At 63.4% G+C, this 24231-nt stretch carries 25 protein-coding genes and 1 tRNA gene; 7 read left to right on the top strand and 19 right to left on the bottom strand.

The annotated features are described in order from the left end of the window. Positions 1–5: 5 nt before the first annotated feature. The 4 genes from rpmI to pyk all read right to left on the bottom strand — a co-directional run bounded on the left by rpmI (position 6) and on the right by pyk (position 2616). Positions 6–206, bottom strand: a complete 201-nt coding sequence (gene rpmI, locus WA237_RS00645; protein ID WP_163848568.1) for a 50S ribosomal protein L35 — start codon at positions 204–206, stop codon at positions 6–8. A gap of 115 nt (positions 207–321) precedes the next feature. Further along, positions 322–504, bottom strand: coding sequence for a spore coat protein U domain-containing protein (locus tag WA237_RS18660; protein WP_442970243.1), 183 nt, complete (start codon positions 502–504; stop codon positions 322–324). A gap of 404 nt (positions 505–908) precedes the next feature. Further along, the gene (locus tag WA237_RS00650; protein WP_336096297.1) at positions 909–1133 is read right to left on the bottom strand and encodes a hypothetical protein; all 225 of its coding nucleotides are present in this window, start codon (positions 1131–1133) and stop codon (positions 909–911) included. Positions 1134–1170: 37 nt separating this feature from the next. Continuing rightward, complete coding sequence (gene pyk / locus WA237_RS00655) at positions 1171–2616, bottom strand: pyruvate kinase (protein WP_009812548.1); 1446 nt, start codon at positions 2614–2616, stop codon at positions 1171–1173. Between the two features lie 172 nt (positions 2617–2788). Here pyk and WA237_RS00660 point away from each other — a divergent pair, with 172 nt between their 5' ends. Genes WA237_RS00660 through WA237_RS00670 form a run of 3 tightly spaced genes read left to right on the top strand, consistent with a single transcriptional unit; the run spans position 2789 to position 4220 of the window. Beyond that, positions 2789–3529 carry an N-formylglutamate amidohydrolase gene (locus WA237_RS00660; RefSeq protein ID WP_336096298.1) on the top strand — a complete coding sequence of 247 codons (741 nt, stop codon included), beginning with the start codon at positions 2789–2791 and terminating at the stop codon, positions 3527–3529. A 29-nt stretch (positions 3530–3558) separates the two neighbouring features. After that, positions 3559–3900 (top strand): 5-carboxymethyl-2-hydroxymuconate Delta-isomerase, encoded by a 342-nt coding sequence (locus tag WA237_RS00665; protein WP_336096299.1) that lies wholly within the window; start codon positions 3559–3561, stop codon positions 3898–3900. Between the two features lie 17 nt (positions 3901–3917). Next, positions 3918–4220, top strand: coding sequence for a DUF1244 domain-containing protein (locus WA237_RS00670; protein ID WP_009812551.1), 303 nt, complete (start codon positions 3918–3920; stop codon positions 4218–4220). A gap of 164 nt (positions 4221–4384) precedes the next feature. On the opposite strand, the gene mscL is transcribed toward WA237_RS00670, so the two are convergent. Continuing rightward, positions 4385–4801 (bottom strand): large conductance mechanosensitive channel protein MscL, encoded by a 417-nt coding sequence (mscL, locus tag WA237_RS00675; RefSeq protein WP_009812552.1) that lies wholly within the window; start codon positions 4799–4801, stop codon positions 4385–4387. 241 nt (positions 4802–5042) lie between these two features. Here mscL and WA237_RS00680 point away from each other — a divergent pair, with 241 nt between their 5' ends. Further along, positions 5043–5915 carry a DMT family transporter gene (locus tag WA237_RS00680; RefSeq protein ID WP_336096300.1) on the top strand — a complete coding sequence of 291 codons (873 nt, stop codon included), beginning with the start codon at positions 5043–5045 and terminating at the stop codon, positions 5913–5915. On the opposite strand, the gene WA237_RS00685 is transcribed toward WA237_RS00680, so the two are convergent. The 5 genes from WA237_RS00685 to petA all read right to left on the bottom strand — a co-directional run bounded on the left by WA237_RS00685 (position 5885) and on the right by petA (position 11627). Further along, complete coding sequence (locus tag WA237_RS00685; RefSeq protein ID WP_336096301.1) at positions 5885–6331, bottom strand: YtoQ family protein; 447 nt, start codon at positions 6329–6331, stop codon at positions 5885–5887. The two genes, WA237_RS00680 and WA237_RS00685, sit on opposite strands and share 31 nt — an antisense overlap. A 23-nt stretch (positions 6332–6354) precedes the next feature. Continuing rightward, positions 6355–8754, bottom strand: coding sequence for a phenylalanine--tRNA ligase subunit beta (pheT, locus tag WA237_RS00690; protein WP_336096302.1), 2400 nt, complete (start codon positions 8752–8754; stop codon positions 6355–6357). A 157-nt stretch (positions 8755–8911) separates the two neighbouring features. Then, complete coding sequence (locus WA237_RS00695; protein ID WP_009812556.1) at positions 8912–9700, bottom strand: cytochrome c1; 789 nt, start codon at positions 9698–9700, stop codon at positions 8912–8914. A 16-nt stretch (positions 9701–9716) separates the two neighbouring features. Further along, on the bottom strand, positions 9717–11042 hold the full coding sequence (petB, locus tag WA237_RS00700; RefSeq protein ID WP_009812557.1) for a cytochrome b: 1326 nt from the start codon (positions 11040–11042) through the stop codon (positions 9717–9719). 12 nt (positions 11043–11054) lie between these two features. Then, positions 11055–11627, bottom strand: coding sequence for a ubiquinol-cytochrome c reductase iron-sulfur subunit (gene petA / locus WA237_RS00705; RefSeq protein WP_040617788.1), 573 nt, complete (start codon positions 11625–11627; stop codon positions 11055–11057). A gap of 218 nt (positions 11628–11845) precedes the next feature. Between petA and WA237_RS00710 the strand changes: the two genes are divergently transcribed. After that, the gene (locus tag WA237_RS00710; RefSeq protein WP_216015632.1) at positions 11846–12532 is read left to right on the top strand and encodes an outer membrane protein; all 687 of its coding nucleotides are present in this window, start codon (positions 11846–11848) and stop codon (positions 12530–12532) included. Positions 12533–12597: 65 nt separating this feature from the next. Here the strand turns inward: WA237_RS00710 and WA237_RS00715 are convergent, their stop codons facing one another. The 4 genes from WA237_RS00715 to dapF all read right to left on the bottom strand — a co-directional run bounded on the left by WA237_RS00715 (position 12598) and on the right by dapF (position 16072). Continuing rightward, entirely contained in the window at positions 12598–13200 is a 603-nt protein-coding gene (locus WA237_RS00715; protein ID WP_336096303.1) for a glutathione S-transferase, read from the bottom strand. A 172-nt stretch (positions 13201–13372) separates the two neighbouring features. Continuing rightward, positions 13373–13990, bottom strand: coding sequence for a glutathione S-transferase (locus WA237_RS00720; protein WP_336096304.1), 618 nt, complete (start codon positions 13988–13990; stop codon positions 13373–13375). Further along, positions 13980–15239: a tRNA (N(6)-L-threonylcarbamoyladenosine(37)-C(2))-methylthiotransferase MtaB gene (gene mtaB / locus WA237_RS00725; protein WP_336096305.1), complete on the bottom strand. Its 1260-nt coding sequence runs from the start codon at positions 15237–15239 to the stop codon at positions 13980–13982. The genes WA237_RS00720 and mtaB overlap by 11 nt, the downstream gene beginning before the upstream one ends. Then, positions 15239–16072, bottom strand: a complete 834-nt coding sequence (gene dapF / locus WA237_RS00730; RefSeq protein ID WP_216015637.1) for a diaminopimelate epimerase — start codon at positions 16070–16072, stop codon at positions 15239–15241. The genes mtaB and dapF overlap by 1 nt, the downstream gene beginning before the upstream one ends. Before the next feature lie 108 nt (positions 16073–16180). Here dapF and WA237_RS00735 point away from each other — a divergent pair. Next, positions 16181–16256: transfer RNA gene (locus WA237_RS00735), tRNA-Lys, on the top strand. Positions 16257–16362: 106 nt separating this feature from the next. Here the strand turns inward: WA237_RS00735 and WA237_RS00740 are convergent. The 3 genes from WA237_RS00740 to WA237_RS00750 all read right to left on the bottom strand — a co-directional run bounded on the left by WA237_RS00740 (position 16363) and on the right by WA237_RS00750 (position 20254). Further along, a complete protein-coding gene (locus WA237_RS00740; RefSeq protein ID WP_336096306.1) occupies positions 16363–17169 on the bottom strand; it encodes an alpha/beta hydrolase in 807 nt (268 codons plus the stop codon). A gap of 195 nt (positions 17170–17364) precedes the next feature. Then, entirely contained in the window at positions 17365–17580 is a 216-nt protein-coding gene (locus WA237_RS00745) for a hypothetical protein (protein ID WP_009812565.1), read from the bottom strand. A gap of 238 nt (positions 17581–17818) precedes the next feature. Further along, a complete protein-coding gene (locus tag WA237_RS00750) occupies positions 17819–20254 on the bottom strand; it encodes a GcvT family protein (protein WP_336096307.1) in 2436 nt (811 codons plus the stop codon). A 223-nt stretch (positions 20255–20477) separates the two neighbouring features. Between WA237_RS00750 and WA237_RS00755 the strand changes: the two genes are divergently transcribed. Next, positions 20478–22001 carry a trimethylamine methyltransferase family protein gene (locus tag WA237_RS00755; protein ID WP_336096308.1) on the top strand — a complete coding sequence of 508 codons (1524 nt, stop codon included), beginning with the start codon at positions 20478–20480 and terminating at the stop codon, positions 21999–22001. Here WA237_RS00755 and WA237_RS00760 read toward each other — a convergent pair. Both WA237_RS00760 and tdh read right to left on the bottom strand, forming a co-directional pair. Then, positions 21998–23011, bottom strand: a complete 1014-nt coding sequence (locus WA237_RS00760; RefSeq protein ID WP_336096309.1) for a LysR family transcriptional regulator — start codon at positions 23009–23011, stop codon at positions 21998–22000. The genes WA237_RS00755 and WA237_RS00760 overlap by 4 nt on opposite strands. Before the next feature lie 144 nt (positions 23012–23155). Further along, on the bottom strand, positions 23156–24181 hold the full coding sequence (gene tdh / locus WA237_RS00765) for an L-threonine 3-dehydrogenase (protein ID WP_216015983.1): 1026 nt from the start codon (positions 24179–24181) through the stop codon (positions 23156–23158). Positions 24182–24231 lie beyond the last annotated feature (50 nt).

Raw genomic sequence — 24231 nt, forward strand, 5'->3', positions numbered from 1 at the left:
TCTCCTTAGCGTGCGTAGGGCATCATCGGCTTGATGATTTGCTCATCAGCCTTGGACAGCGTGGTCGTGCCGCGTGCGTCACGAATGAATTTGTTGGTGCGTTTGATCATGCCGTGGCGCTTGCCCGCCTGACCGGCCTTGATCCGGCCCGAGGCCGTCACCTTGAACCGCTTTTTGCAGCTCGATTTCGTCTTCATCTTGGGCATTTTCGGCTCCTTGTTCGTCCTTGGAGAAACGCGCGACTCGGCATGCCACCCAGCCGGCCCCGCGATTGAAATGGCCGTATAGGTCCTCCCGCCCGGATGCGCAAGAAAAAAGGGGCTAATAATTTACTGTCACGACGACATTGTCCGTATAGGTGCCCAGCACCGTCGCCTGGCCCGCGTGGATACGCCCATAGACGTTATAGCGCTGGTTGCTGCCCGACCCCACCCCTGTGGCGCGCGTGCCCGGCAGCGAACCCCAGACCTGCGTCCGCGACGGATCTCGGTAGACAGCGTCGATAGCCCGTCAAGCACGCTTGCGCTCACCCCGAGATCCGCCGTGGTCTCTGCGGCCGCAGCAGGCTGCGCGGCTCCAAGCAGGGCAACCATGGCGGCGACACTGAATTTCTTATCGATCAACATGATCTTCTCCTGTTCACTCGCACCTACGGGGAGACGCCCCTATAGACGTGCATTTTCGATACGATCAATGTCGCCCCCAAAATGGCCCGAAATTTGTTGGGATACAATTGATACCCGGACAAAATAGTGGCTAAAACTTGCTGCTGATTAACGATTGGATTTCGCAAAATCTGGGGATCCTGCCCGCAACTTGGCTAAAACAGTTAAGAATCCGTCAATGGGCACGATCCGTCCCGCCGCGAAACGCGTCGAAACTGTGGCAGTGACATAAATTAGACTGGTTTAGTTAAGGACCATTGCGACGACCCGCACCACTGCGGCGGGAATCTCTTCCAGACGGATTCCCCCCGGTTTGCCATGCATCGCCCAGACCACCATACCGCCCCCGACCACCAGCAAAACGGCCGCGACCCTTGGGGCGCGGCCTTCTGAAAACGCTGAAAAGATCGCTGGAATGGAGAGCACGACCATAACCAACCCCGTCACCAAGGCGATATCCGTGATCATGGGCTGCCCTCCTTCACGTTGGACCCGGTGATCAAGATTAACCCGGATCGGTCGAATAGATCAAACTTTCCTGACAAGGTGCCACGCGCAGGATATTCGTCGTCCCCGGCACGTTGAACGGCACCCCGGCGGTCACCACGATCTGATCGAGCGCCTCGGCATAGCCCTCGGCCCGCGCCGCCCGCGCCGCATTCACCACCGCCAGCTTGAACCGGGTGAGCTCTTCGGTCATCACGCAATTCACCCCCCAGCTCAGCGCCAGCCGCCGCGCCGTGCCGCGCAGCGAGGTGAGCGCCATGATCGGCACCCGCGGCCGTTCCCGCGCGGTCAAGAGCGCGGTCGTCCCCGATTGGGTGAAACAGCAGATGACCTTGATATCTGCCGTCTCGGCAATCTCACGCGCCGCCGCCACGATGCCATCGGCCACCGTGTTGCGCTGCGCCTTGCGCGACGCCTCGATGATCTGGGTATAGGTCGGGTCGCCCTCGACCTCGCGCGCCACATTGTCCATGGTGCGCACCGCCTCGACCGGATAGCTGCCCGCGGCACTTTCCGCCGAGAGCATGATCGCATCCGCCCCTTCATAGATCGCCGTAGCCACATCGCTGACCTCGGCGCGCGTCGGCATCGGGCTCTCGATCATCGACTCGAGCATCTGGGTCGCCACGATGACCGGCTTGGCCGCCGCCCGGCACGCCCGGACGAGCCGTTTCTGGATCGGCGGCACATTCTGCACCGGAAGCTCGACCCCGAGATCGCCGCGCGCCACCATGATCCCGTCCGATGCGGCGAGGATTCCGCTGAACCGCTCCACCGCCGAAGGCTTCTCGATTTTCGACAGGATCGCCGCCCGCCCATTGGCAAGCTCGCGCGCCTCGGTCACATCCTCGGGCCGCTGCACGAAGCTGAGCGCGAGCCAATCCACCCCGAGCTGACAGACAAACTCGAGATCCTTGCGGTCCTTCTCTGACAGCGCCGCAAGCGGCAGCTCGACATCGGGCACGTTGACGCCCTTGCGATCCGAAATCACGCCGCCGATGACCACCTCGCATTCGGCGAAATCCGCGCCGCACTCGCGCACCCGCAAACGGATCTTGCCGTCATTGACCAAAAGATGCGCCCCCGGCTGCAGCGCCGCGAAAATCTCGGGATGCGGCAGGCAGACCCGACTGCCATCGCCCTCTGCCTTATCGAGATCGAGCCGGAACGTCGCGCCTTGCGCCAACTCCTCCGGCCCGTTGCCAAAGGTCCCAACCCGGAGCTTTGGCCCCTGAAGATCGGCCAGAATGGCAATCGGGCTGTTGAGGTCGCGCTCAACCTCGCGGATAATGCGGTGTTTCTCGCGGATGCCAGCGTGGTCGCCATGGCTCATGTTGAGCCGGAACACATCTGCCCCCGCCTCATGCAGGGCGCGGATGGTTTCATAGGTCTCGGAGGCGGGGCCAAGCGTGGCCACGATCTTGACATTGCGGTGTCGTCTCATGCGCGGGTCCTCTGTTCTGGGTCCGTCTTCATCTCAGGGCGGTGATGCCGTTGATCCCGTCATACCGTTATCGCTAACATCATACCAGCCCTTTGTGACGGTGATTTGACCCCGGCCCGATGTTGCACTTGTGCCCGCCGCACCGTAAAGCAAGGGCAAGGAACCACATCACATGCGTTTTGAACCCTACCATATCGACGGGGCCGACCGCCCTTCGCGCTGGCTTGTGACCTGCGATCACGCGGCCAATACCGTGCCCGATTTCGTCAATGGCGGCGATCTCGGCCTGCCGCCCGAGGACATGGCCCGCCATATCGCCTATGATCCCGGCGCGCTTGGCGTGGCGCGGGCGCTGGCCGAGGCGCTGAACGGCCCGATGATCGGCTCCAATTTCTCGCGCCTGGTGATCGACCCGAACCGGGGCGAGGATGATCCGACCCTGCTGATGAAGCTCTACGATGGCTCGATCATCCCCGCCAACCGCCATGCTGGCCCGGCGGAACGCGAGACCCGGCTGACCCGGCTCTACCGCCCCTATCACGCGGCGCTGGCCGAACTTGCGGCGCGGCGCGACGACACGATCATCGTCTCGGTCCATAGCTTTACCCGGCAATTGCGCGGCCGCCTGCCCCGGCCGTGGCATGTCGGCATCCTCTATGCCGATGATACCCGGCTGACCGCGCCGCTGCTGGCCCGGCTTGGCAAAGAGGCGGACATCTGCACCGGCGATAACGAGCCTTACACAGGCCGCCTGCCCGGCGATGCCATCGACCGCCACGCGCTGCGCCATGGCCGCCCGAACGCGCTCATCGAGCTGCGCAACGACCTGATCGCCCATCACGAGGATCAGGTGCATTGGGCCAAGCGGCTCGCCCCGATGCTGCAAGAGGCGGCCGACATCGCCGGCGTCTGAACCGCGCCAGTCCAAAGGAGGAGACCACCGTGCCCCATATCGTCATCGAACATTCCAAGGGGCTGGATCAGTCCCACGACCTGCAGGCGCTCTGCGACACGCTCTGGCAGGCCTTTGCCGATCACCGCTCGGTGAGTGCCCCGGACACCGTCCGCGTGCGCACCATCGCCGCCACCGCCTCGCGCATTGGAGTCGAGCCGCAGACCTTCGCCGCCGCGACCCTGCTGCTCTTGCCCGGGCGCGACGAAGACACCCGTGCCGAGCTCGCTCAGATGACGCTCGACGCGTTGCAAACCGCGCTGCCCGATGTCGGAAGCCTGACGGTGCGGCTCGACGACTTGAACCCGCCCTATCTCAAACGCATGTTGTAAGGCAAAGGAGACCCAAAATGGATGATCAGACCCGGATCGAGCTTGAAGCCGCCGCCTTTCGCCGCCTGCAACAGCACCTGATGCAAGAGCGCACCGATGTGCAGAACATCGACATGATGAACCTCGCAGGCTTCTGCCGCAATTGCCTGAGCCGCTGGTACCAAGAGGCCGCCAATGAGCGCGGCATCGACATGGACAAGACCGAGGCGCGCGAGATTTTCTACGGGATGAGCATGGACGAGTGGAAGGCCAAGTACCAGACCGAGGCCAGCCCCGACCAACAGGCGGCGTTTGAGGTCAGCCACAAGACCGCCGGTTGAATATGGATGCGGCGGCCTGATCGGGCCGCCGCTCTGTTATTCGCGGTCAGGCCGCCGCCGGGCTGCGCTAGCGCCGCGAAAATCTTGGCCTGAAAAACGAAACCTGAAAAATTAGAAAAGGCCCGCAGCACGCCGCAGGCCTTTCCCCGATCTCGAGACCGCGCTTACTTCTTCAGCGAGTCACGGATTTCCATCAGGATATCAAGCTCGCTCGGGCCGGGATCTGCCTCGGGCTCGGGCGCGGCTTCTTCCTTGGCTTTGACGCGGTTCACGGCCTTGACCAGCATGAACACCACAAAGGCGATGATCAGGAAGTTGATGATCGCCATGATAAAGCGACCAATGGCGAAGACCGCGGCACCCGCTTCTTCTGCATCGGCGAGGGTGGCGTATTCGCCGCCATCGAGAACGATGAAGAGCTCTTTGAAATCGATCCCGCCGAGAAAGAGCCCGATGATCGGGTTGATGAGATCCGCCACAAGCGAGCTCACAATCGCGGTGAAGGCGGCGCCGATGATGATACCAACGGCCATGTCCATGACATTGCCCTTGGCAATGAAATCCTTGAATTCTTGAACCATGCTATTTCCCTTGTCCCTTGGCGTGTCCCGCCGTTGTTTAGATATTAATATCTATGCGTGAAACAATGACATCAATTCAGGGGAAAATAGGGCAGAAGCTCCCTATTCAGGGCCGAAACGCGCGTTTTTGCGCCTCGGGATGGCATTATTTCGACGTCTAGCGGTTTTTTATCAGTCAAAGCCTGCGATCTCGGTCATGATACTGACGGTGCTTGGCAGGGTATTGGTATCTCTTAGTAACATGAAACATGACACGTATTTCGCTGGCCTCCTCTTGATGCTGGGCTCTGCCCTGCTCTTTTCGACAGCCGGTATTTTCACCAAAGCAGTCGAGGCCTCGGGCTGGGAAGTGATCTTCTGGCGGGCGTTCTTCAGCGCGATTTTGACCGCAGCAATCATCCTCTGGCGGGGCCGCTGGCAGGCCGAGGTGACGCGCATGGGCCGGCGCGGCCTCTTGGCAGCGGTGATTGGCGCCTGTGGCACCGCGGCCTTTCTCAGCGCGTTCAAGCTGACCGGGGTGGCCAATGTGGCGCTGATCTATTCGGCGACGCCCCTCGTCGCGGCGCTGCTCGCCTGGGTTCTTCTGCGCGAAGCCCCGGGGATGACGATGCTGGCGGGGGCGGCGCTTGGCATTGTGGGCATCCTAGCCATCCTTGCCGGGTCGCTGGGCGAGCTTAGCCTGATCGGCGATCTTCTCGCGCTGGTCATGGCGCTGTCGCTCGCGCTGCTCTTTGTGCTCTACCGGGCCTGGCCCGCGACGCCCTCGATGGGGCCGATGGCGCTGTCTTGCGTGCTCTTGCTGCCGGTGGCGGCGTGGCTCTCTGAGCCGAGCCAGACGCCGCCCGGCGAGATTGCCCTGATGGCCTGTTTCGGGCTGGTCTTTGCGGCGGCCTCGGTGATGATGTTCGAAGCCGCCAAGCGCATGCCCTCGGGGCAGGCCGGGCTGATCAGCACCAGCGAGACGCCCTTTGCCATCCTGCTGGCCTGGCTCATTCTGAACGAAGTGCCGATGCTCGCCACCTTCATCGGGGGCGCGCTCGTGATGGCGGGGGTTCTGCTGGGAAGCCTGCCGGGCAAACGTGCTCAGCCGGGCAGCGAACCGTCCATCACATAGCGCAGGATTTGCACCACCTCTTCGGGGCTGCGCGCCACGGCGAGGGCGGCGGCATCCACCTCTTTGAGCGCGTGATCATGCTCGGGCGGCTGCAGGATGATGAGCGATTTGCCAAGCGCCGCGGCATAGCCCGCGTCAAAGGCCGCGTTCCACTGCTTGTACTTGTCGCCAAAGCGCACGACGACCACATCCGCGTCACCGATGCCCTTGCGGGTGCGGATCGCGTTGACCATCGCGCCCTTGTGGTCATGCCAGTATTTATTCTCCTCGGCCCCGAGGATCGCGACACCGCAATCGTCGCTGGCCGCGTGATCGGTGACCGGCGCGGAAAAGGCGATATCGAGCCCCGCCGCGCCATTGGTGATCTGATCGCGCCAATCGGTGTGGATTTCACCGGAGAGATAAACCTTGAGCATCTGAGCCTCCTCGTTGATCTGACTTAGCCGCGCAGGCTGCCGCCGGTGGCCTTGGTCACCTTTTCGACGATCTTCGCGCTCACCGCCTCGATATCCGCTTCCTTGAGCGTCGCATCGGTGGGTTGCAGGCGCACGGTGATCGCAAGGCTCTTCTTGCCCTCGCCGAGGCTGCCGCCGATGAATTCGTCAAAGACGCGCACATCTTCGATGAGCACCTTGTCCGCCCCGGCCGCCGCGTTGACCAGCGTCAGCGCCTCCACCTCGGCATCCACCACGAAGGCGAAATCGCGTTCCACCGCCTGCAGGTCGCTGACGGTGAGCGCCCCGCGCGTGGCCGAGGCGTTGCGCGGCAGCGGGATTTCCGCGGGCCAGAGGGTAAAGCCCACCACCGGGCCTTTGACGTCGAGCGCCTGAAGCACTTTGGGATGCAGCTCGCCAAAGACGCCAAGCGCCTTTTTCGGGCCGAGGCAGATCCGGCCATGACGGCCCGGGTGCCACCAGCTCTCGCCGCCGCGCAGGATCTGCACCTTGGCGGGCGCACCGATGGCCGAGAGCACCGCCTCGGCATCGGCCTTGGCGTCAAAGAGATCGACTGGCCGGCTCGCGCCATGCACATCCTTGGGACCAGTACGGCCGACGAGGATGCCCGAAACCATCAGATGCTGATCGCCGGGCTCGCCGCCGTGAAACGCATGACCCACCTCAAACAGCGCCATATCCATCTGACCGCGCGCCTGATTGCGTGCCGCCGCCTGCAACAGCCCGGGCAACAGCGCGGGGCGCAGATGGCTCATATCGGCGCTGATCGGGTTGGCGAGCATCGTGGCGTCGTCGCCGCCCCCGAAGAGCTCGGCACTGGCGCGGTCGATGAAACTATAGGTGACGCATTCATTATAGCCGAGCGCCGCCGCCGTGCGCCGCGCGATCTGCTCGCGCTTTTGCAGGGGCGACAGGATCTGTTTCGGCACGCCCGACTGGATGCGCGGCAGCGGAATGCCCTTGAGCTTGGTCAGCGAGGCAACACGCGCCACCTCTTCCACCAGATCGGCCTCGCCCTGCACATCGGGGCGCCAGCTCGGCACATGGGCCATGCTGCCTTCCATGCGGAAGCCGAGCGCCGTCAGGGTCTGGCGCTGTTCGCTCTCAGGAATGGCCATACCGACGAGCGATTGCACCCGCTCGGGGTCGAGCTTGTAGGCGCGGGCCACATCCGGCACCTCGCCCGCCACGACCAGATCGGACGGCTCGCCGCCACAGAGATCGAGGATCATCTGCGTCGCAAGCTCGATCGCCGGCATGTTGAAGGCAGGGTCGATGCCGCGCTCGTTGCGATAGCGCGCATCGGAATTGATCTTGAGCGCGCGGCCCGTCTCGGCGATCTGAACATGGTCCCAGACGGCGGCCTCGAGGAAGACATTGGTCGTCTCCTCGGTGCAGCCAGTGGCGAGCCCGCCCATGATACCGCCAATGCTCTCGATGCCCTTGTCGTCGGAGATGACCACCTGACCGGCGCTGAATGTGTATTCCTTCTCATCAAGACCGACGAGCGTTTCACCGCCCCGCGCACGATGCACGCGCAGATCGCCCGACACCTTGTCAGCGTCGAACACATGCAGCGGGCGGTTGCGGTCGAAGGTGAAGAAATTGGTAATGTCGACCAGCGCCGAAATCGGCCGCAGCCCGATGGCCTTGAGCCGCGATTGAAGCCACTCGGGGCTCGGCCCGTTCTTGACGCCGCGGATCAGCCGCCCGGCAAAGACTTCGCAGCCCTTGGTGCGCGCGTCCTCATCAATGGTGACCTTGATCGGGCTCTCGAATGCGCCCTCGATGCTGGCCTCCGGCGCGGGCTTCATCTTGCCCAGACCGCGTGCCGCCAGATCGAGCGCCACACCGCGCACACCGCAGGCATCGGGACGGTTGGGGGTGATGGCAATGTCGATCACCGGGTCGACCTTGGCCGGGTCATGCGCCGCAAGCCAGTCGATGAACCGCTCGCCCACCTCGCCCGAGGGCAGTTCGATAATCCCGTCATGCTCTTCCGAGAGCTCCATTTCGCGCTCGGAACACATCATGCCAAAGCTCTCGACGCCGCGGATCTTGCCGACGCCGATGGTGGTGTCGATGCCGGGAACATAGACGCCGGGTTTGGCCACCACCACGGTGATGCCCGCCCGCGCATTGGGCGCGCCACAGATGATCTGGGTCATGCCCTCGTCGGTCTCGACCTGACAGATGTTGAGCCGGTCCGCATCGGGATGCTTTTCCGCCTCTTTCACCTTGCCGATGGTAAACTCCGACAGCCGGTCCGCCGGGTTGACGATCTCTTCGACCTCGAGCCCCAGATCGGTGAGCGCCTCCGCGATCTCCTCGACCGAAGCGGTGGTTTCCAGATGTTCCTTGAGCCAGGACAGGGTGAATTTCATGTCGCGTCATCCACAGGTGAAATGCAGTCCCGCGCCATGTACCGGATAAGCGGGCCAAGCGAAAGGGCACTTTGCGCCGCGCCCTGCCCTCGCCCGCAACGAAAAACCCCCGCCGGATTGCTCGGGCGGGGGTTGGTCATTTGGCGAGGAACCGCGATCAGGCTTTGGACTTGCCTTTGATCGGGGCCCAGATCCGCTTGTTCGTGAGATAGAGCAGCGCCGACAGCAGAACCAGCAGGATAACCCCGGCCATGCCGGCCTGTTTGCGGGCCATCATCTTGGGCTCGGCGGTCCACATCAGGAAGGCCGCGGTATCTTCGGACATGTGATGCAGCGAGTTGTCATGCTCGTCGTCGAAATCCACCATCCCGTCTTCGAGCGGCGGCGCCATGGCGATCCAGCCCCCCGGGAAGGCGCTGTTTTCATAGAGCGTGACGCCCGCTTCTTCCTTGGTCTTGCCGGTATAGCCGGTCAGGATCGCGGTGATGTATTCCGGACCACCCATGCCCTTGAAGAGCTGGTTGATACCGGTGCCCGCGGGGCCGTGGAACCCGGCGCGTGCCTTGGCCATCAGGCTCAGGTCAGGCGCGTTGTCGAGGCTCGAACCCGGGAAGTGATCCGACGATTTGGCCGTGCGGAAATCATCCAGCTCGGGATCGAACACTTCAAAGTTCTGGGCGTAGGCGCGCACCTGATCTGCCGAGAAATGCGGACCGCCCTCGTCTGCCAGCGTGCGCAGCGGCACGTAGCGCAGACCGTGACAGGCCGAGCAAACCTCGGTGTAGACCTTGAGACCACGCTGAAGCTGGTTCTGGTCGAATTTGCCGAACGGCCCCTCGAAGGAGAAATCCACGTCGTGAATTTCGCCACCGGCGCCTGCGGCAGATGCCGCACCCGCCGAAAGGGTCAGGGCCGACAGGGCAGCAATGCAGAGAGTCTTGAACATTGTTCCTGATCCTTTCTTATTCTGCCGGGGTGTCGGCAGCTTTGGGGTAATGCGCATTGAAATCCGCCTCGATGGTTTCCGGCTGTGCCTTGGGCTTTTCAATCACCCCAAGCAGCGGCAGGATCACCAGGAAGTAAGCGAACCAATAGGTGGCCCCGATCAGCGAGATGGTCGAATAGGGCGGCTCGGCAGGCATGGCCCCGGCCCACATCAGCACCACAAAGTCGATCGCCAGCAGCGCAAACCACCATTTGAACATCGGACGGTACTTGCCCGACCGCACGCTCGACGTGTCGAGCCACGGGGCCAGCGCCATGACGGCAATCGCACCGAACATCGCGAGCACGCCAAAGAACTTGGCATCGATGATCCCGCCGGTGATCCAGCTTGCGAACATCACGACCCAGACATCGCCGGTGAAGGCACGCAGGATCGCGTAGAACGGCAGGAAGTACCATTCCGGAACGATATGCGCGGGCGTCACGAGAGCGTTCGCCTCGATATAGTTGTCCGGGTGGCCAAGGTAGTTCGGCATGAAGCCGACGATGGCAAAGAAGACAACCAGAATGACCGCCAGAGCAAAGAGGTCCTTGATCACGAAATAGGGCCAGAAGGGCACGGTGTCCTTCTCGGCCTCGGCTTTCGAGGCGCGGCGCACTTCGACCCCGGTGGGGTTGTTGTTGCCGGTGGTGTGGAAGGCCCAGATATGGACCGCCACCAGCGCGGCGATCACGAAGGGCAGCAGGTAATGCAGGCTGAAGAAACGGTTCAGCGTGGCATTGTCCACCGCGGGCCCACCGAGAAGCCAGGTCTGGATCGGCTCACCAATGAAGGGGATGGCGCCAAACAGGCCGGTGATCACGGTCGCGCCCCAGAAGGACATCTGACCCCAGGGAAGAACATAGCCCATAAAGGCCGTGCCCATCATCAGCAGGTAGATCAGCATGCCGACGATCCAGGTGATTTCACGCGGGGCCTTGTACGACCCGTAGTAAAGACCCCGGAAAATGTGGAGATAGACCGCAAAGAAGAACAGCGACGCGCCATTCATGTGCAGGTAGCGGATGAAGTGACCGCCGTTCACGTTGCGCATGATGTGCTCGATCGAGGCAAAGGCCAGATCGACATGCGGCGTGTAATGCATCACCAGCACGATGCCGGTGACGATTTGCAGCGCCAGACAGAACGTCAGGACGATGCCCCAGATCCACATCCAGTTGAGGTTCTTGGGCGTCGGGATCATCAGCGTGTCATAGAGAAGACCGACGATGGGAAGACGCGAATGCAGCCATTTCTCGCCGCGGGTCTTCGGTTCGTAGTGATCGTGTGGAATACCAGCCATTCTGCGCGTCCCTTATCCCAATTTGATCGTCGTTGCATCGACGAATTCAGCCGTCGGAACCGGCAGGTTCTCGGGCGCGGGTCCTTTGCGGATCCGGCCGGCCGTATCATAGTGCGAGCCGTGGCAAGGGCAGAACCAACCGCCAAAATCGCCAGCATCGCCCAGCGGAACGCAGCCCAGATGGGTACAAACGCCCATCATCACCAGCCACTCTTCGCTGCCTTCTTCGCCCGGAACGGCCAGCGCCCGGTTGTTGTCCGACGCGGGCGCGGGACCGATATTGGCGTTGCGAGCGTCCTGGTCGGGAAGCTGCGAAAGCTCGACCGCCTTGGCCTCTTCGATTTCTTCCGGGGTGCGGCGGCGAATGAACACCGGCTTGCCCAGCCATTTCACTGTCAGCTGCGTGCCCGGCTCGATGCCAGAGACGTCAACCCGGATCGAGCTGAGCGCCTGCACGTCGGCCGAGGGGTTCATCTGATTGACCAGCGGCCAGACAGCAGCCCCCGCGGCAACAGTGCCCGCGCCTGCGGTTGCGTAATAGAGGAAATCCCTCCGGGTTCCTTCGTGATCTTCTGCGTGGGACACGAGGTTTGCTCCATTCTTCCGACCCGCGCGGGCCTCATAGTTCGACGGGTCGCGGAATCCCGCAACCTTTCGGACCCGTGTTTAGCGACGCTTTCAAGGTCCGTCCAGTAGGCAATGCCGGGGAATTGAAGGGGGCGATCATCTGTCGCGCTTGTGAGCCAGCGCCGCTGCATGTAAGCAAGGGCCAAAGCCACGGACAACCGCAAGGGTATGTGCAGATGAAAACCTCCTTCAAAGCCGCCGGCGTCGCGCTCGTCGCGATGGCCACCCCCGCCGCCGCCGAGATCGAACTGAGCTTCTACCTCGGGGTTCAGAGCGTTCAGGAAAGCACGCTGTCGGGCACGCTCCCCGGCGGGGCCGCTGTTAGCCGCAAGGTCGATTGGGAAGGTAACCCCTTGGAAAACCCGTTTTATTACGGCGGGCGTCTGACCTGGTGGAACGCCAATAACCTTGGCTTCGGCATCGAGGGCACCCATGCCAAGGCCTATGCTTCGAGCGGCGATCTCGCCGCCCTCGGGCTGAGCCGGTTCGAGCTCTCGGATGGGCATAACATCATCACCCTCAACGTGATGAAACGCTTCCCCTCCAGCTTCACCAACGAGCGTTTCACCCCCTATGTGGGCGGTGGCGTGGGTGTGGCCATTCCGCATGTCGACGCCCAGGTGATCGGTGCGACGGGCCGGACCTATGATTATGAAACCACCGGCATCGCGCTGCGCGGCATCGCCGGGATGAAATATAGCCTCAACGACAAATGGGCCCTCTTTGGCGAGTATCAGGCGACCTGGTCGGACAATGACATCACCATCAAGGCAGACCCGGCCGTGGTCGGGCAGACCGATGGCAAGGTGGGCACCGAGCTGGTCACCCATGCGATCAATGTCGGCGTCAGCTACAGCTTCTGATCTCAGCCTGATGAAAACAGAAAAGCCCCGGAATTTCCGGGGCCTTTTCGTGTCTTAGGCCAAGTTTACTTGGGCGCGGTGGCGACCATGCTGTCACGTTCGCAGAATTTCGAATGCCAGGCCGCGAGGTCGGGGCGGGTGTCGCGCCAGCTGCGGTCGGCATGGCGGAAATCGAGATAGGTGAGCGCGGTGGCCACGGCGATCTGAGCCATGTCGAGCGGGCCGGAGAGATGGCTCATCCAGCGCGCGTCGAGCGCGTTGAGCGAGCGGGTGATCTTGGCCCATTGCGCCTCGATCCAGCCGTCATCGACCTTGTCGGCGGGACGAACGCGATGTTCGTAGACCATCAGCACGGCGGCATCCATCATCGCATCCGCCGTCGCTTCGAGCGTCAGAACCTCCCAGATCCGCGCCTGCGGATAGAGGCCTGCACCGGAAATTTCGTCGAGATATCGGGTGATTACGCGACTGTCATAAAGCGCCGGACCGCTGTCGCGCAAAAGCGCCGGGATCTTGCCCGCCGGATTGGCCGAGGCCACTTGCGGATCGGTGTTGATCGGGGTGGTGGTGAGTGAAACCACTTCGACCCGGTCACCCAGACCGGCCTCATGGATGAGAATCCGGCACTTGCGGGCAAAGGGCGAAGCATCGGCGGAAATGAGTTTCATGGCAGGTCTCCCGTAGCGTGTGGCGCAAACGCTAGGCCCCTGCCCCGACCTTGTCCATCGCTGAAATGGCGGGTCGGTGACACGTCGGTAAAGCGACGGTGGTGGATTTAGGGGGCGAGCGAGGGCCGCGCCCTGCCGAGGGGCCCGGCAAGTGCGGCCCTGGACGCCCGCCCTACCCTTCCCAGATCGGGCGGCGGGTCATGATACTGGCGAAGCGGTCGGAGGCTTTGAAGCGGGTGAGCCAGTCGGAGACCTCGGGCCAGGGCTGCGCGGCGAACCAGTCGGGGTCGACATGGGCGAATTGGCGGAGGAAGGGCAGGATCGCCATGTCGGCGAGGCTTGGGGTTGGGCCCATGAGCCAGCCGCGGCCGGTGAGCTGGTCTTCGAGCGAGAGCACGAAGCGGGCGGCGCTATCGCGGGCCGCCATCGGATCGCTGTCGGGAAAGCGGGTCTCGTATTTGTAGCGGTCGAGGGCCGGTTTGAACTCGCTCTCGCAGGTCGCGATGAGATCATGCCCCGCCGCGCCCATGTCGAGCCAGTGTTCGGGGTCCGACTGGCGCAGCGCCCAAAGCATGATGTCGAGGCTTTCGTCGATCACGCCCTCGGGCCCGAGATCGAGACAGGGCACCGTGGCCGAGGGCGAGGCTGCGAGAAAGGCGGCGGGCTTGTCGCGCAGAAGGATGTCGCGCGTCTCGACCGCGACGCCCGAGACCGCGATGGCGAGCCGCGCCCGCATCGCATAGGGGCAGCGGCGAAAGCTCCACAGGACCGGCAGGCGGTCAGGCGACAAGGCGCTGCCCGGTCTGGCCCGAGATGCGGACATCGACGATCTGGCCCTCGGGCTGATCCGTGGCGAACTCGACCTCGGTGAATTGCTCGGTCCGGCCCATGCGCGGGTTTTCCATCAGCACCCGATGCGCCCGCCCGACCTGTTCGGCCAGATGCGTGGCAACGCGCGCCTCGCCCGCCTGCCGCAACCGGGCGGCGCGGTCGCGGATCACCCGACCGTTGACCTGGTTGGGGATGCGCGCGGCGGGCGTGCCTTCGCGGCGCGAATAGGGAAAGACATGCAGCCAGGTGAGGCCGCACTCCTCGACCAGCCTTAGCGAGTTTTCGAAATGCGCCTCGGTCTCGGTCGGGAAGCCCGCGATGATATCGGCGCCAAAGGTCATTTCGGGGCGCAGGCGGCGGGCTTCTTCGGCGAAACGGATGGCATCGTCGCGCAGGTGGCGGCGCTTCATCCGCTTGAGAATCATGTCATCGCCATGCTGCAGCGACAGGTGCAGATGCGGCATCAAGCGGGGTTCGGTGGCGATGGCCTGCATCAGGTTCTCGTCCACCTCGATGGAATCGATCGACGAGATCCGCAGGCGCGGCAGGTCGGGGACGAGTTTCAGGATCCGCATCACCAGATCGCCGAGCCGCGGCGTGGCCGGAAGATCGGCGCCCCAGGAGGTCAGATCGACCCCGGTGAGCACCACCTCGTTATAGCCACGATCCACCAACCGCTTGATCTGATCGACCACCACCCCGGCGGGGACCGAGCGCGAATTGCCCCGGCCATAGGGGATGATGCAGAAGGTGCAGCGGTGATCACAGCCGTTTTGCACCTGCACATAGGCGCGGCTTCGGGTGCCGAACCCGTCGATGAGATGGCCGGCGGTTTCGGTCACCGACATGATGTCATCGACCTGCAGCATCTCCGTCTCGCCGATGAAATCGGCGGCGAGGCCTTTCCAGGTCTCGGGCTGCATCTTCTCGGTGTTGCCGATGACCGCGTCGACCTCTTCCATGGCGGTGAAGGTCTCGGGCTCGGTCTGGGCGGCGCAGCCGGTGACGATGAGCCGGGCGTCGGGGTGTTCGCGGCGCAACCGGCGGATTTCCTGCCGGGCCTTGCGCACCGCCTCTGCGGTCACGGCGCAGGTGTTGACCACCACCGCGCCCGAGAGCCCGGCCTCGGCCGAGAGCTCTTTCATCGCTTCGGTCTCATAGGCGTTGAGCCGACAGCCCAGCGTGGCAAAGATCGGCGCCTCTGCCATCAGATTGCGCCCAGAAAATCGGGCGTCAGCACCCCGTCGCAGACATGGGCGGTGCGCCCGGTCATCCAGACGCCATCCTCGCGCCAGTCGATCTCGAGCGTGCCGCCATCGAGGGTGATGGTCACGCGCCGCCCCGTGAGACCGCGCCGCGCGGCGGCGACGGCGGTGGCGCAGGAGGACGAGCCCGAGGCCAGCGTCGGCCCGACGCCGCGTTCCCAGACCCGCATCCGCAGATGATCGGGCCCGATGAGCGAGGCGACCTGCACATTGGTGCGTTCGGGGAAAAGCGGGTGATGTTCATAGCGCGGGCCAAATTCGGCGAGCGCCACCCGTTCGGCATCCTCGACGAAGAAGGTGCAATGCGGGTTGCCCATGCCGGTGGCGGTGGGGCCGCCTTCGATCGGCAGCTCGAGCGTGTCCATCGCCTCGGCGAGCGGGATCTCGGCCCAGTCGAGCTGTGGTGCGCCCATATTGACCGAGGTGACCCCCTGCCCCATGTCGCGCGCCGCCAGATCGCCGCGCGCCGTCGTCAGGTGCAGCGCGTCGCGGCCCAGATCATCCATCAGATGGCGCGCGATACAGCGCGTGGCATTGCCACAGGCCGCCGCCATCGAGCCATCGGCGTTCCAGAAGGTGAGATGCGCGTCGCCCGGCCCTTCGGCGGTGATGAGCGCGAGCTGATCGCAGCCGATGCCGCGATGCCGGTCGGCCACCAAACGCGCCAGCGCCGGGGTGATCGCGATATCGCGCGCACGGCCATCGAAAACGACGAAATCGTTTCCCAGCCCATGCATCTTCATAAAGGGCAAACCGGTGTCTGTGGCGTGGCTCATGGGCGGGCATATAAACCCGCCGGAAACATGAATCCAGCGCGGCACGAAAATAAGTTCATTTTTCGGGTTGACCCTACCGCCCGGTCTTTCTAGATACCGGCCCACAGTGGGCCGTTAGCTCAGTTGGTAGAGCAACTGACTTTTAATCAGTGGGTCGCAGGTTCGAATCCTGCACGGCTCACCACTATCTCCAAAAGGGGTCGGCGGATTTTCTGCCGGCCCCTTTGGTTTTTCAGGGATTTTATGGGGATTATTAAGGATTTTGCGGCGTTGGTGCGGTCCGGCGGGACCTATGCCGTAGCTTCGTGAATGAATGTCGCTATCCTGCCGTAGGTGTTGGACTTGGTCTCTCCGGGGAAAAGCTCACAATGACCGTGGATGTGGTCCTCCGATTCCAGAAGCTCCAGCCTGTCGCCCAGCTTGTGCTTGAGCATACGCACGCCGGCGATCGAGACGCGGCGGTCGTTCGGGTTGTGGAGCGCGAGGGATCGGAACCCGTCACGCGGCGTGACCAAATCGGGGTAATTGAACCCGCCTGAACAGGCAAAAACGCCCTGGATATCCGGCACGCCGAGGCCAAGCCTTTCGGCTCCGAAGGCGATGTTATAGGCGGTGAGCCCGCCCGCCGAGGAGCCCCCGAGCACTCGCTTCCCCGACCAGCCGAAGCGGTCTGCCGCCCCGGACGCCCAAGACAGAAAGCGCACCCCGTCTTCGAGCGCGACGAAAGACCGGTATTCGCAGAGCCCGGCGCGGATCAGTTTCTCACGGTGGCTCTGATATTCCTCGATCCGGCTGAGTACCGGTTCAGAAAGATCCTCGGCGGTGCCGCGCAGTCGGTATTGCACGGAGGCGACCGCGATGCCCATCCGGGTCAGCCTGCGCCCGAGACGCCGGGACATTTTGTGCCCGTGCTCGCCGAATTTGAACGCCCCGCCATGAAACCAGACAAAGAGAGGCGGCGGGATGTCGGCGTCTTTTGGCAGGTGGAGCGAGCAATAGAGCGTCATGTCCTGCCCGTTTTGACGGGCTACGCCATAGGGGACGGCCTCGAAATGGGTGAAATGCTCGTACTCAGAGGCGGGTGATGCGTCTTCCATACTTGTTACTCACTTTACTTAGAATCAAAGGGCAGCTGTATTTTCTCAAAGGGAAATATGTGGGGGCATGGCCCTCAGTCCAAGGGTCTGCGACATATATTTCGGCCACCTCGGGCGCCGCCCCCCTTGCCCCGGGCGTGATGCGGCAAGCAGCCAGGAAATGGGCCGTCTGAGACGCTAGGGTCCGGTCCGGGCCTAGATCAGCGAGCCGGGGAGCGTGTATTCGCGGCCGTCGATATGGATGGCGGCGGTGACGCGGTGATCGTTCATCGAAGAGCGCAGGCCGAAGGCATAGGCGAGAGCCGCGGTGAGGCTGTCGAATTGCTCGGTGTCATAGTCGTCAGAGGTCTGGACGCGCGCCGAGCCTTGCGGTGAGGTCGTGATTTCGATGATTTTCTTGATCGGTGCCATTGTTCTTGCCTGCGTGGGTGGAAGCCTCAACTGAACCTTACGGTTCATTTGTGGGCAAATCAATTCAACAGAACCAAAAAACATATATAGAAGTTAACAAATCTACCTTAGGTTGTCAAACAGCACCAACACCGTCAGGTCACTTTGCAACCAGTCACAGCGAATCCCAATAAAACAAGGGCGCAGAGGCTATCCCTCTGCGCCCTATCGATTTTATCGGGCCCTTGTGGCGAGTGTCTTAGCTGCGCAGGCGCGAGAAAGACGGGTCATAGGGCGACGGCGCGATGACCTCGGCGGACACCAGCGTGCCGCAGATGTCGATCTCGAGTGTGGTGCCCTCGGCGGCCAGATCGGGCTGCAGGAAGGCCATGGCGATGTTCATGCCGAGCCGATGCCCCCAGTCGCCCGAGCTTACCGTGCCGACCACCTTGCCCTCCCGCATGACGGAGGCGCCGCCATGGGCGGGCGCGCGGTCGTGATCGACCCGCAGGCTCGCCAGCTTGACCCTTGGGCCCTCGGCCACGCGTTTTTCGAGCGCTGCTTTGCCGATGAAATCGCCCTTCTCCATACGCACGAAGCGGTCGAGCCCGGTCTCGAACGGGTCGAATTCGGTCAGCAGATCGGCCTTCCAATGCAGGAAGCCCTTTTCCATCCGCATCGAATCGACCGCGCGCGCCCCGAAGAGCCGCAGACCATGGGCCTCGCCCGCCGCGCGCAGCGCCTGGTAGGCGGCATAGAGCGAGGCGTTGGGCACGTGGATTTCATAAGCGAGCTCGCCCGAAAAGCTCACATTCATCACCGTCACCGGGGCGATGCCGACGAAAGCCTCGCGCAGCGACAGCCAGCGGAAGGCCTCGGCCGACCAGTCGCCCCGGGCACAGGCCGAGAGCACATCGCGCGATTTCGGCCCGGCGAGCAGCAGGATCGTCTGATCATTGGTCAGGCTGCGCAGCTGCACATCCTCGTCGGGGCCAACATGGGCCGAGAGCCAATCCATGTCATGCAGCTCGCTCGCCGCCGCAGAGCCGTACCAGACCCGTTCGGGGCCGCGGTCAGAGGCGGGCAGATTGGCGAGCGTCGCCTCGGCCTTGATCATGCCGTGATGGTTGAGCAGATAGGCCAGCCCGAGCCGCCCGTCGCGTTTCGGCACCGCGCCACAGCACATCCGGTCGAGGAAGGCGTGACGGTCCGCGCCGGTGATCTCGATCCGGTTGAACCCGTTGACCTCGGCGAGGCCGACGCCGGTTTCCACCGTCTTGACCTCATCGCGGATGATGTCGAAGGCCTCGTCAAAGCCGAAACCCAGCGTCGGGTGGAACTCTGGCGAGGGCTTGATGTAATCGACCCGTTCCCAGCCGTTGACCACGGTGAACTCGGCGCCTTCGGCGGCGAGGATCGGGGTCAGCGGCGTGGTGCGGGCGTTGCGGCCTGCGGGGCGATGTTCGTGCGGGAAGTGGAAACGGAATTCGTTCTGATAGTCTTCGATCGCCTTGAGCGCGGTCAGTTCCACATTGGTGTGCGGACCAAAGCGGCGCGGGTCGATGACCCATGTGTCATATTGCGCCTCGCCATGGACGATCTGCTGCGCCAGAAGCCAGCCGTGACCGCCGCCTTCGCCAAGGCCCGCGCGCAGCCCGATGATGCAGAACGCGTTGCGCTTGCCGGGGATCGGGCCGACGAGCGGTGCGCCGTCGATCGTATAGGTGATCGGGCCGTTGACGATACTGCGAATGCCGGTCTCGGCCAGCGCGGGCATCCGTTCGAACGCCCCGCCGAGCACATCCATCACCCGGTCGAGATCATCCGGGCAGAGCGCGTTGACGAAATTCGGGTCGATCCCGTCCAGCCCCCAGGTCTTGCAGCCCTGCTCATAGAAGCCCACGAGTAGGCCGTTCTTTTCCTGACGGCTGTAGTAATCCGAGATCGGGCAGCGCAAGAGCGGCATGCGGCGGTCGGATTCGACGATGGCGGGGATGTCCTCGGTGAGGAAATACTGATGCTCCATCGAGCTCACCGGGTGGTGGACGCCCATCATCGCGCCGACCTCGTTGACCCGGTAGCCGCAGGCGTTGACCACGATATCGCAGTCGATATTGCCCTTGGTCGTCTCGACGGTCCAGGTGTCGTCCTTGTGCTGGGTGAGCGCGGTCACCGGCGTGTTGCGATAGACCTCGGCCCCGGCCTTGCGGGCGTGATAGGCCAGCGCCTGACAGAGCTGGGCCGGGTCGATGTCGCCATCGAGCGGGTCCCAGAGACCGCCGAGCAGGTTGTCGGTGGAGATCAGCGGGTGACGGCGGGCGCATTCCTCGGCGTCGATCACTTCGAAATGGACATCCATGCCGCGGGCCATGGAGGCGAAATGGCGATAGCCCTCCATCTGCGCCTCGGTATTGGCGAGACGGATACCGCCATCGGCGTGGTGATAGTTGATCGGGTATTCCGGATCTTCCGAGAGCCGCTTGTAGAGGTTGATCGAATGGGTTTTGAGCCCGACCATGGTCTGGGTCATGCCAAAGTTGGTCACCTGCGCGGCAGAGTGCCATGTGGTGCCGGAGGTGAGCTCGTCCCGCTCGACGAGGACCACATCGGTCCAGCCTTCCTGGGTGAGGTGATAGAGGGTGGAACACCCTGCGATGCCGCCGCCGATAACGACGACCTTGGTTCTGGTTTTCATGATTGCACCTGTCTTCGCGCTGGTCGGCCTCATAGGGGGGCAAAACCGGGCGACGGCATAGGGGTCATGTAGTGTTTCCGAACATTTGGGAATAAGTTATCGACAACGTGAGAGTTATCAAATCGCCGCGCCTCGGGAGAGGTGTGCCACGCTACGCTTTGCTGAGAGTTCAGCGGACCTGAGCGCCAAGACACGCGGGTCCTTTTGTCAGGAGCGGCGGCAGATGACGGATACGAGACCCAAACGCGGCGGGCGGGAAGAACGATTGGCGAAACGGGCGGCGAAGCCGGTGTTCGACCCCTGCCCGCCCGGCCAGCGCGGCGGCGCCTATCGGCCGCTGAGCGAGGCCGAGCTGGCCCGGATTTTCGACACGGCGCTCGATCTGCTGGCGCGGCTCGGCATGGGCGAAGTGCCCGAGAGGCTGAGCCGTGATCTGCTGGCGGCGGGGGCGACGCGTGGCGAGGGCGCGCGCATCTGCCTGCCCCGGACGCTGGTGCAGGAGGCCATCCAAGGGGCCGCCAAGCAATTCACCCTGCATGGCCGTGATCCGGCGCGCAGCATCACCGTGGGCGGCGACCGGGTCTTTTTCGGCACCGGCGGCGCGGCGGTGCAGACGCTCGATATGGACAGCGGGCGCTATCGGCCTTCGACCCTGGTCGATCTGCATGATTTCACCCGGTTGCAGGATGTTCTGGCCAATGTCGCCTGGTTCACCCGCTGCTGTGTGGCGACCGATGTGCCGGATAATTTCGATCTCGATGTGAACACGGTCCATGCGCTGATCAGCCATACGACCAAGCCGGTGGCCACGTCCTTTACCCTTGCCGAACATGTGGCGCCGATTGTCGATATGCTCGACATCGCGGCGGGCGGGCCGGGGCAGTTTTCCGAGCGCCCCTTTGTCAAGGCGCATATCAGCCCGGTGATCTCGCCCCTGCGCTTTGGCGAGGATGCGGTCGATGTGGTCTATGAATGCATTCGCCACAATATCCCGATGTCCTGCATCACCGCGGCGCAGGCGGGGGCGACCGCGCCTGCCACCATGGCCGGGTTTCTGGCGCAGTCGCTGGCCGAGACGCTGGCGAGCCTCGTCATGGTGCACGCGATCCAGCCGGGCTTTCCCATGGTGTTTTCCAACTGGCCTCTGGTCATCGACCTGCGCACCGGGGCGTTTTCGGGGGGCGGCGGTGAGACGACGCTGCTCAACGCGGCTTCGGCGCAGCTGTCGAACTGGCTCGGCCTGCCGTCGGGCGTGGCGGCCTCGATGACCGATGCCAAGGCGATCGACGCGCAATATGGTGTGGAAAAGGGCATGACGTCGCTGGCGGCGGCGCTGGCGGGGGGCAATCTCATCTATGAAAGCTCTGGCATGACGGCGGCGCTTTTGGGGGTGAGTTTCGAGGGGTTCGTGCTCGATGACGAAATGCATTCGATGAGCTATCGCACGCTGCGCGGCATCGAGGTGAGCGATGAGACGCTCGGCTTTGACGCGATCTGTGGCGCGGTGCTTGGCGAGGGGCATTTCCTTGGCGAGGCACAGACCCATGCGGCGATGGAGCGGGATTATTTCTATCCGCGTCTGGCCGACCGGGTCGAGCCGCGCAGCTGGGCCGAGGCCGGGGCGGCGGATGCCTGGACCCGCGCCAAGTCGCGGGCGCGAGAGATCCTCGACAGCCACCATCCCGAGTATCTCAGCGCCGAGCAGCAGGCGGCGATCCGCGCCCGGTTCAACATCCTGATGCCTTAGCTCTCGGTCTCTTCGGTCTCGTCGACCTCTGCCGGATCGGACATCCCGCCTAGGAGGCGGAAACTGTCGGCGAGCCACGGCGCCTTTTCCAGCACCGGCAGGATGGCGTGATCGGCGAGCATCTGACGCAGCTTGGCCTCGATGATGCCGCGCACCGAATTGGCGCAATCGGGCGTCGAGATCAGCGACAGTTCGCGGGCAAAGGCGCGGCCCGGGAAGGGCTGCATCTTGAGATGCGAGTGGAACTGACGGGCCCGTGCAAAGAGCAGCGGCGTGGTGATCGTCCAGCCCGCGCCGACCGAGACCATCGCCATAAGGGTTTGATTGTTCCCGCATTCAAAGCGGTTCGGCAGGGTGTATTTCATCCGCTTGAGCTGCGCCTCGATCTGCTGCGCGATGATCTGCCCGGTGGTGAAGCGCAAAAACGGAAGGTCGGTTTCGCCGCGCACCAGATCCTCGGGGGCGAGCGTGCTCTGCGCTGGCATGACCATCACGAACGGGTCGCGCAGCACCGGATGACAGCTCAGCCCTTCGGGGCGATCTTGGGGCGTGGCGACGAGGCCGATGTCGAGTTCTCGCTTGCGCAGCATCTCCACAATCGCGCGGCTAGCGTCGCTGTGATAGGTGAAATCGCATTGCGGCATCCGGCGCGACAGATGCACCGCCAGTCCGGGGATGATGTCGCTGTCGAAATCCTCGATACTGCCGAGCCGCAGATGCCGCGCGGTGGCCGGTTCGCCCGAGGCCGCCTCGGCGGTGGCGGCGCGCAGGGCGATGAGCGCGGGTTCGATATTTCGCAGAAAACTCTGGCCGGTGGCGGTGAGGACCATGGGGCGGCGGGAGTGGTCGAAGAGGGGCACGCCGAGATGGTTTTCGAGCACATGGAGATGGTGCGACATGGTGCTGACCGAGAGGCCTGCCGCGTCCGCCGCCGATTGCAGCGACGGGTGGCGCGCGGAAATCTCGAACATTTCCAGTGACTTGAGGCTCAGATCCTTGCGGGCGGGCATGATGCAATCCGGGTGATAGGGGCACTCCGGGCAGCATGGCACCTGAGGCCCACTGCCCGCAAGCCCCTGTCGCACCACGAAAAATCCCGTGTCGGCATCACGTCGGTATTGCTTCGGTAAAGCGACAGTGGCGAAACCGGGGCCTTAGCCCCAGTCCATCACCACCTTGCCCGCCTCGCCTGAGAGCATCGCGGCAAAGCCATCTTCAAAGGCGTCGATGCCGATGCGATGGGTGATCAGCGGGGTCAGGTCGAGGCCCGATTGCACCAGCGCGATCATCTTGTACCAGGTCTCGTACATCTCGCGGCCATAGATGCCTTTGACGTTGAGCATCTTGAAGATGATCTTGTTCCAGTCGACCGCGAACTCGGTCGGCGCGATGCCCAGCAGTGCGATCTTGCCGCCATTGTTCATCTTGTCGATCATGTCGCGCATGGCCGGCGCCGCGCCGGACATCTCGAGGCCCACGTCAAAGCCTTCGGTCATCCCGAGCCGCGCCATCACATCCTTGAGGTTTTCCTCAGAGGCGTTGACCACATGCTGCACCCCGAGCTTTTGCGCGAGCGCGATGCGATAGGGCGAGATGTCGGTGATCACCACTTTGCGCGCCCCGGCCTTTTGCGCGACGAGCGCCCCCATGATGCCGATCGGCCCAGCGCCGGTGACGAGCACATCCTCGCCCACCAGATCAAAGCTCAGCGCGGTGTGGACCGCATTGCCGAACGGATCGAAGATCGCCGCGATCTCGTCGGGGATGTCATCGGGGATCGGCACCACATTGCTTTCGGGGATGCAGAGATATTCCGCGAAAGAGCCGGGCCGGTTGACCCCCACGCCGAGCGTGTTGCGGCACAGATGCCCCCGCCCCGCGCGGCAGTTGCGACAGGTGCCACAGACCACATGGCCCTCGCCCGCGACGCGCTGGCCGATCTTGTATTTGATCGCGGCGCGGCCCGTGTCGACGATCTCGCCACAGAACTCATGGCCGACGACCATCGGCACCGGCACGGTCTTGGCCGACCATTCGTCCCATTTCCAGATATGCACATCGGTGCCGCAGATGGCGGATTTGCGCACCTTGATGAGCACTTCGTCATCGCCCGGTTCCGGCACCGGGACATGTTCCATCCAGAGGCCCGGCTCGGGGCGGGATTTTACGAGGGCCTTCATCTGATTCTGCATGGCGGTCTCCTTTTGACCCTGCATCTATACGCAGGCCT

Origin of the sequence: Roseovarius sp. CH_XMU1461 (assembly GCF_037027165.1) — a bacterium.
Taxonomy (GTDB): domain Bacteria; phylum Pseudomonadota; class Alphaproteobacteria; order Rhodobacterales; family Rhodobacteraceae; genus Roseovarius; species Roseovarius nubinhibens.

Coding starts and splice junctions, on each gene's coding strand:
- rpmI (WP_163848568.1), bottom strand. CDS start 206: ATGCCCAAGATGAAGACGAAATCGAGCTGCAAAAAGCGGTTCAAGGTG.
- WA237_RS00660 (WP_336096298.1), top strand. CDS start 2,789: ATGCGTTTTGAACCCTACCATATCGACGGGGCCGACCGCCCTTCGCGC.
- pyk (WP_009812548.1), bottom strand. CDS start 2,616: ATGAGACGACACCGCAATGTCAAGATCGTGGCCACGCTTGGCCCCGCC.
- WA237_RS00670 (WP_009812551.1), top strand. CDS start 3,918: ATGGATGATCAGACCCGGATCGAGCTTGAAGCCGCCGCCTTTCGCCGC.
- WA237_RS00680 (WP_336096300.1), top strand. CDS start 5,043: ATGAAACATGACACGTATTTCGCTGGCCTCCTCTTGATGCTGGGCTCT.
- dapF (WP_216015637.1), bottom strand. CDS start 16,072: ATGAGCCACGCCACAGACACCGGTTTGCCCTTTATGAAGATGCATGGG.
- WA237_RS00745 (WP_009812565.1), bottom strand. CDS start 17,580: ATGGCACCGATCAAGAAAATCATCGAAATCACGACCTCACCGCAAGGC.
- WA237_RS00715 (WP_336096303.1), bottom strand. CDS start 13,200: ATGAAACTCATTTCCGCCGATGCTTCGCCCTTTGCCCGCAAGTGCCGG.
- tdh (WP_216015983.1), bottom strand. CDS start 24,181: ATGAAGGCCCTCGTAAAATCCCGCCCCGAGCCGGGCCTCTGGATGGAA.
- WA237_RS00710 (WP_216015632.1), top strand. CDS start 11,846: ATGAAAACCTCCTTCAAAGCCGCCGGCGTCGCGCTCGTCGCGATGGCC.
- mtaB (WP_336096305.1), bottom strand. CDS start 15,239: ATGGCAGAGGCGCCGATCTTTGCCACGCTGGGCTGTCGGCTCAACGCC.
- WA237_RS00650 (WP_336096297.1), bottom strand. CDS start 1,133: ATGATCACGGATATCGCCTTGGTGACGGGGTTGGTTATGGTCGTGCTC.
- petB (WP_009812557.1), bottom strand. CDS start 11,042: ATGGCTGGTATTCCACACGATCACTACGAACCGAAGACCCGCGGCGAG.
- pheT (WP_336096302.1), bottom strand. CDS start 8,754: ATGAAATTCACCCTGTCCTGGCTCAAGGAACATCTGGAAACCACCGCT.
- WA237_RS00750 (WP_336096307.1), bottom strand. CDS start 20,254: ATGAAAACCAGAACCAAGGTCGTCGTTATCGGCGGCGGCATCGCAGGG.
- WA237_RS00695 (WP_009812556.1), bottom strand. CDS start 9,700: ATGTTCAAGACTCTCTGCATTGCTGCCCTGTCGGCCCTGACCCTTTCG.
- WA237_RS00740 (WP_336096306.1), bottom strand. CDS start 17,169: ATGGAAGACGCATCACCCGCCTCTGAGTACGAGCATTTCACCCATTTC.
- WA237_RS00755 (WP_336096308.1), top strand. CDS start 20,478: ATGACGGATACGAGACCCAAACGCGGCGGGCGGGAAGAACGATTGGCG.
- mscL (WP_009812552.1), bottom strand. CDS start 4,801: ATGGTTCAAGAATTCAAGGATTTCATTGCCAAGGGCAATGTCATGGAC.
- WA237_RS00685 (WP_336096301.1), bottom strand. CDS start 6,331: ATGCTCAAGGTTTATCTCTCCGGTGAAATCCACACCGATTGGCGCGAT.
- WA237_RS00760 (WP_336096309.1), bottom strand. CDS start 23,011: ATGCCCGCCCGCAAGGATCTGAGCCTCAAGTCACTGGAAATGTTCGAG.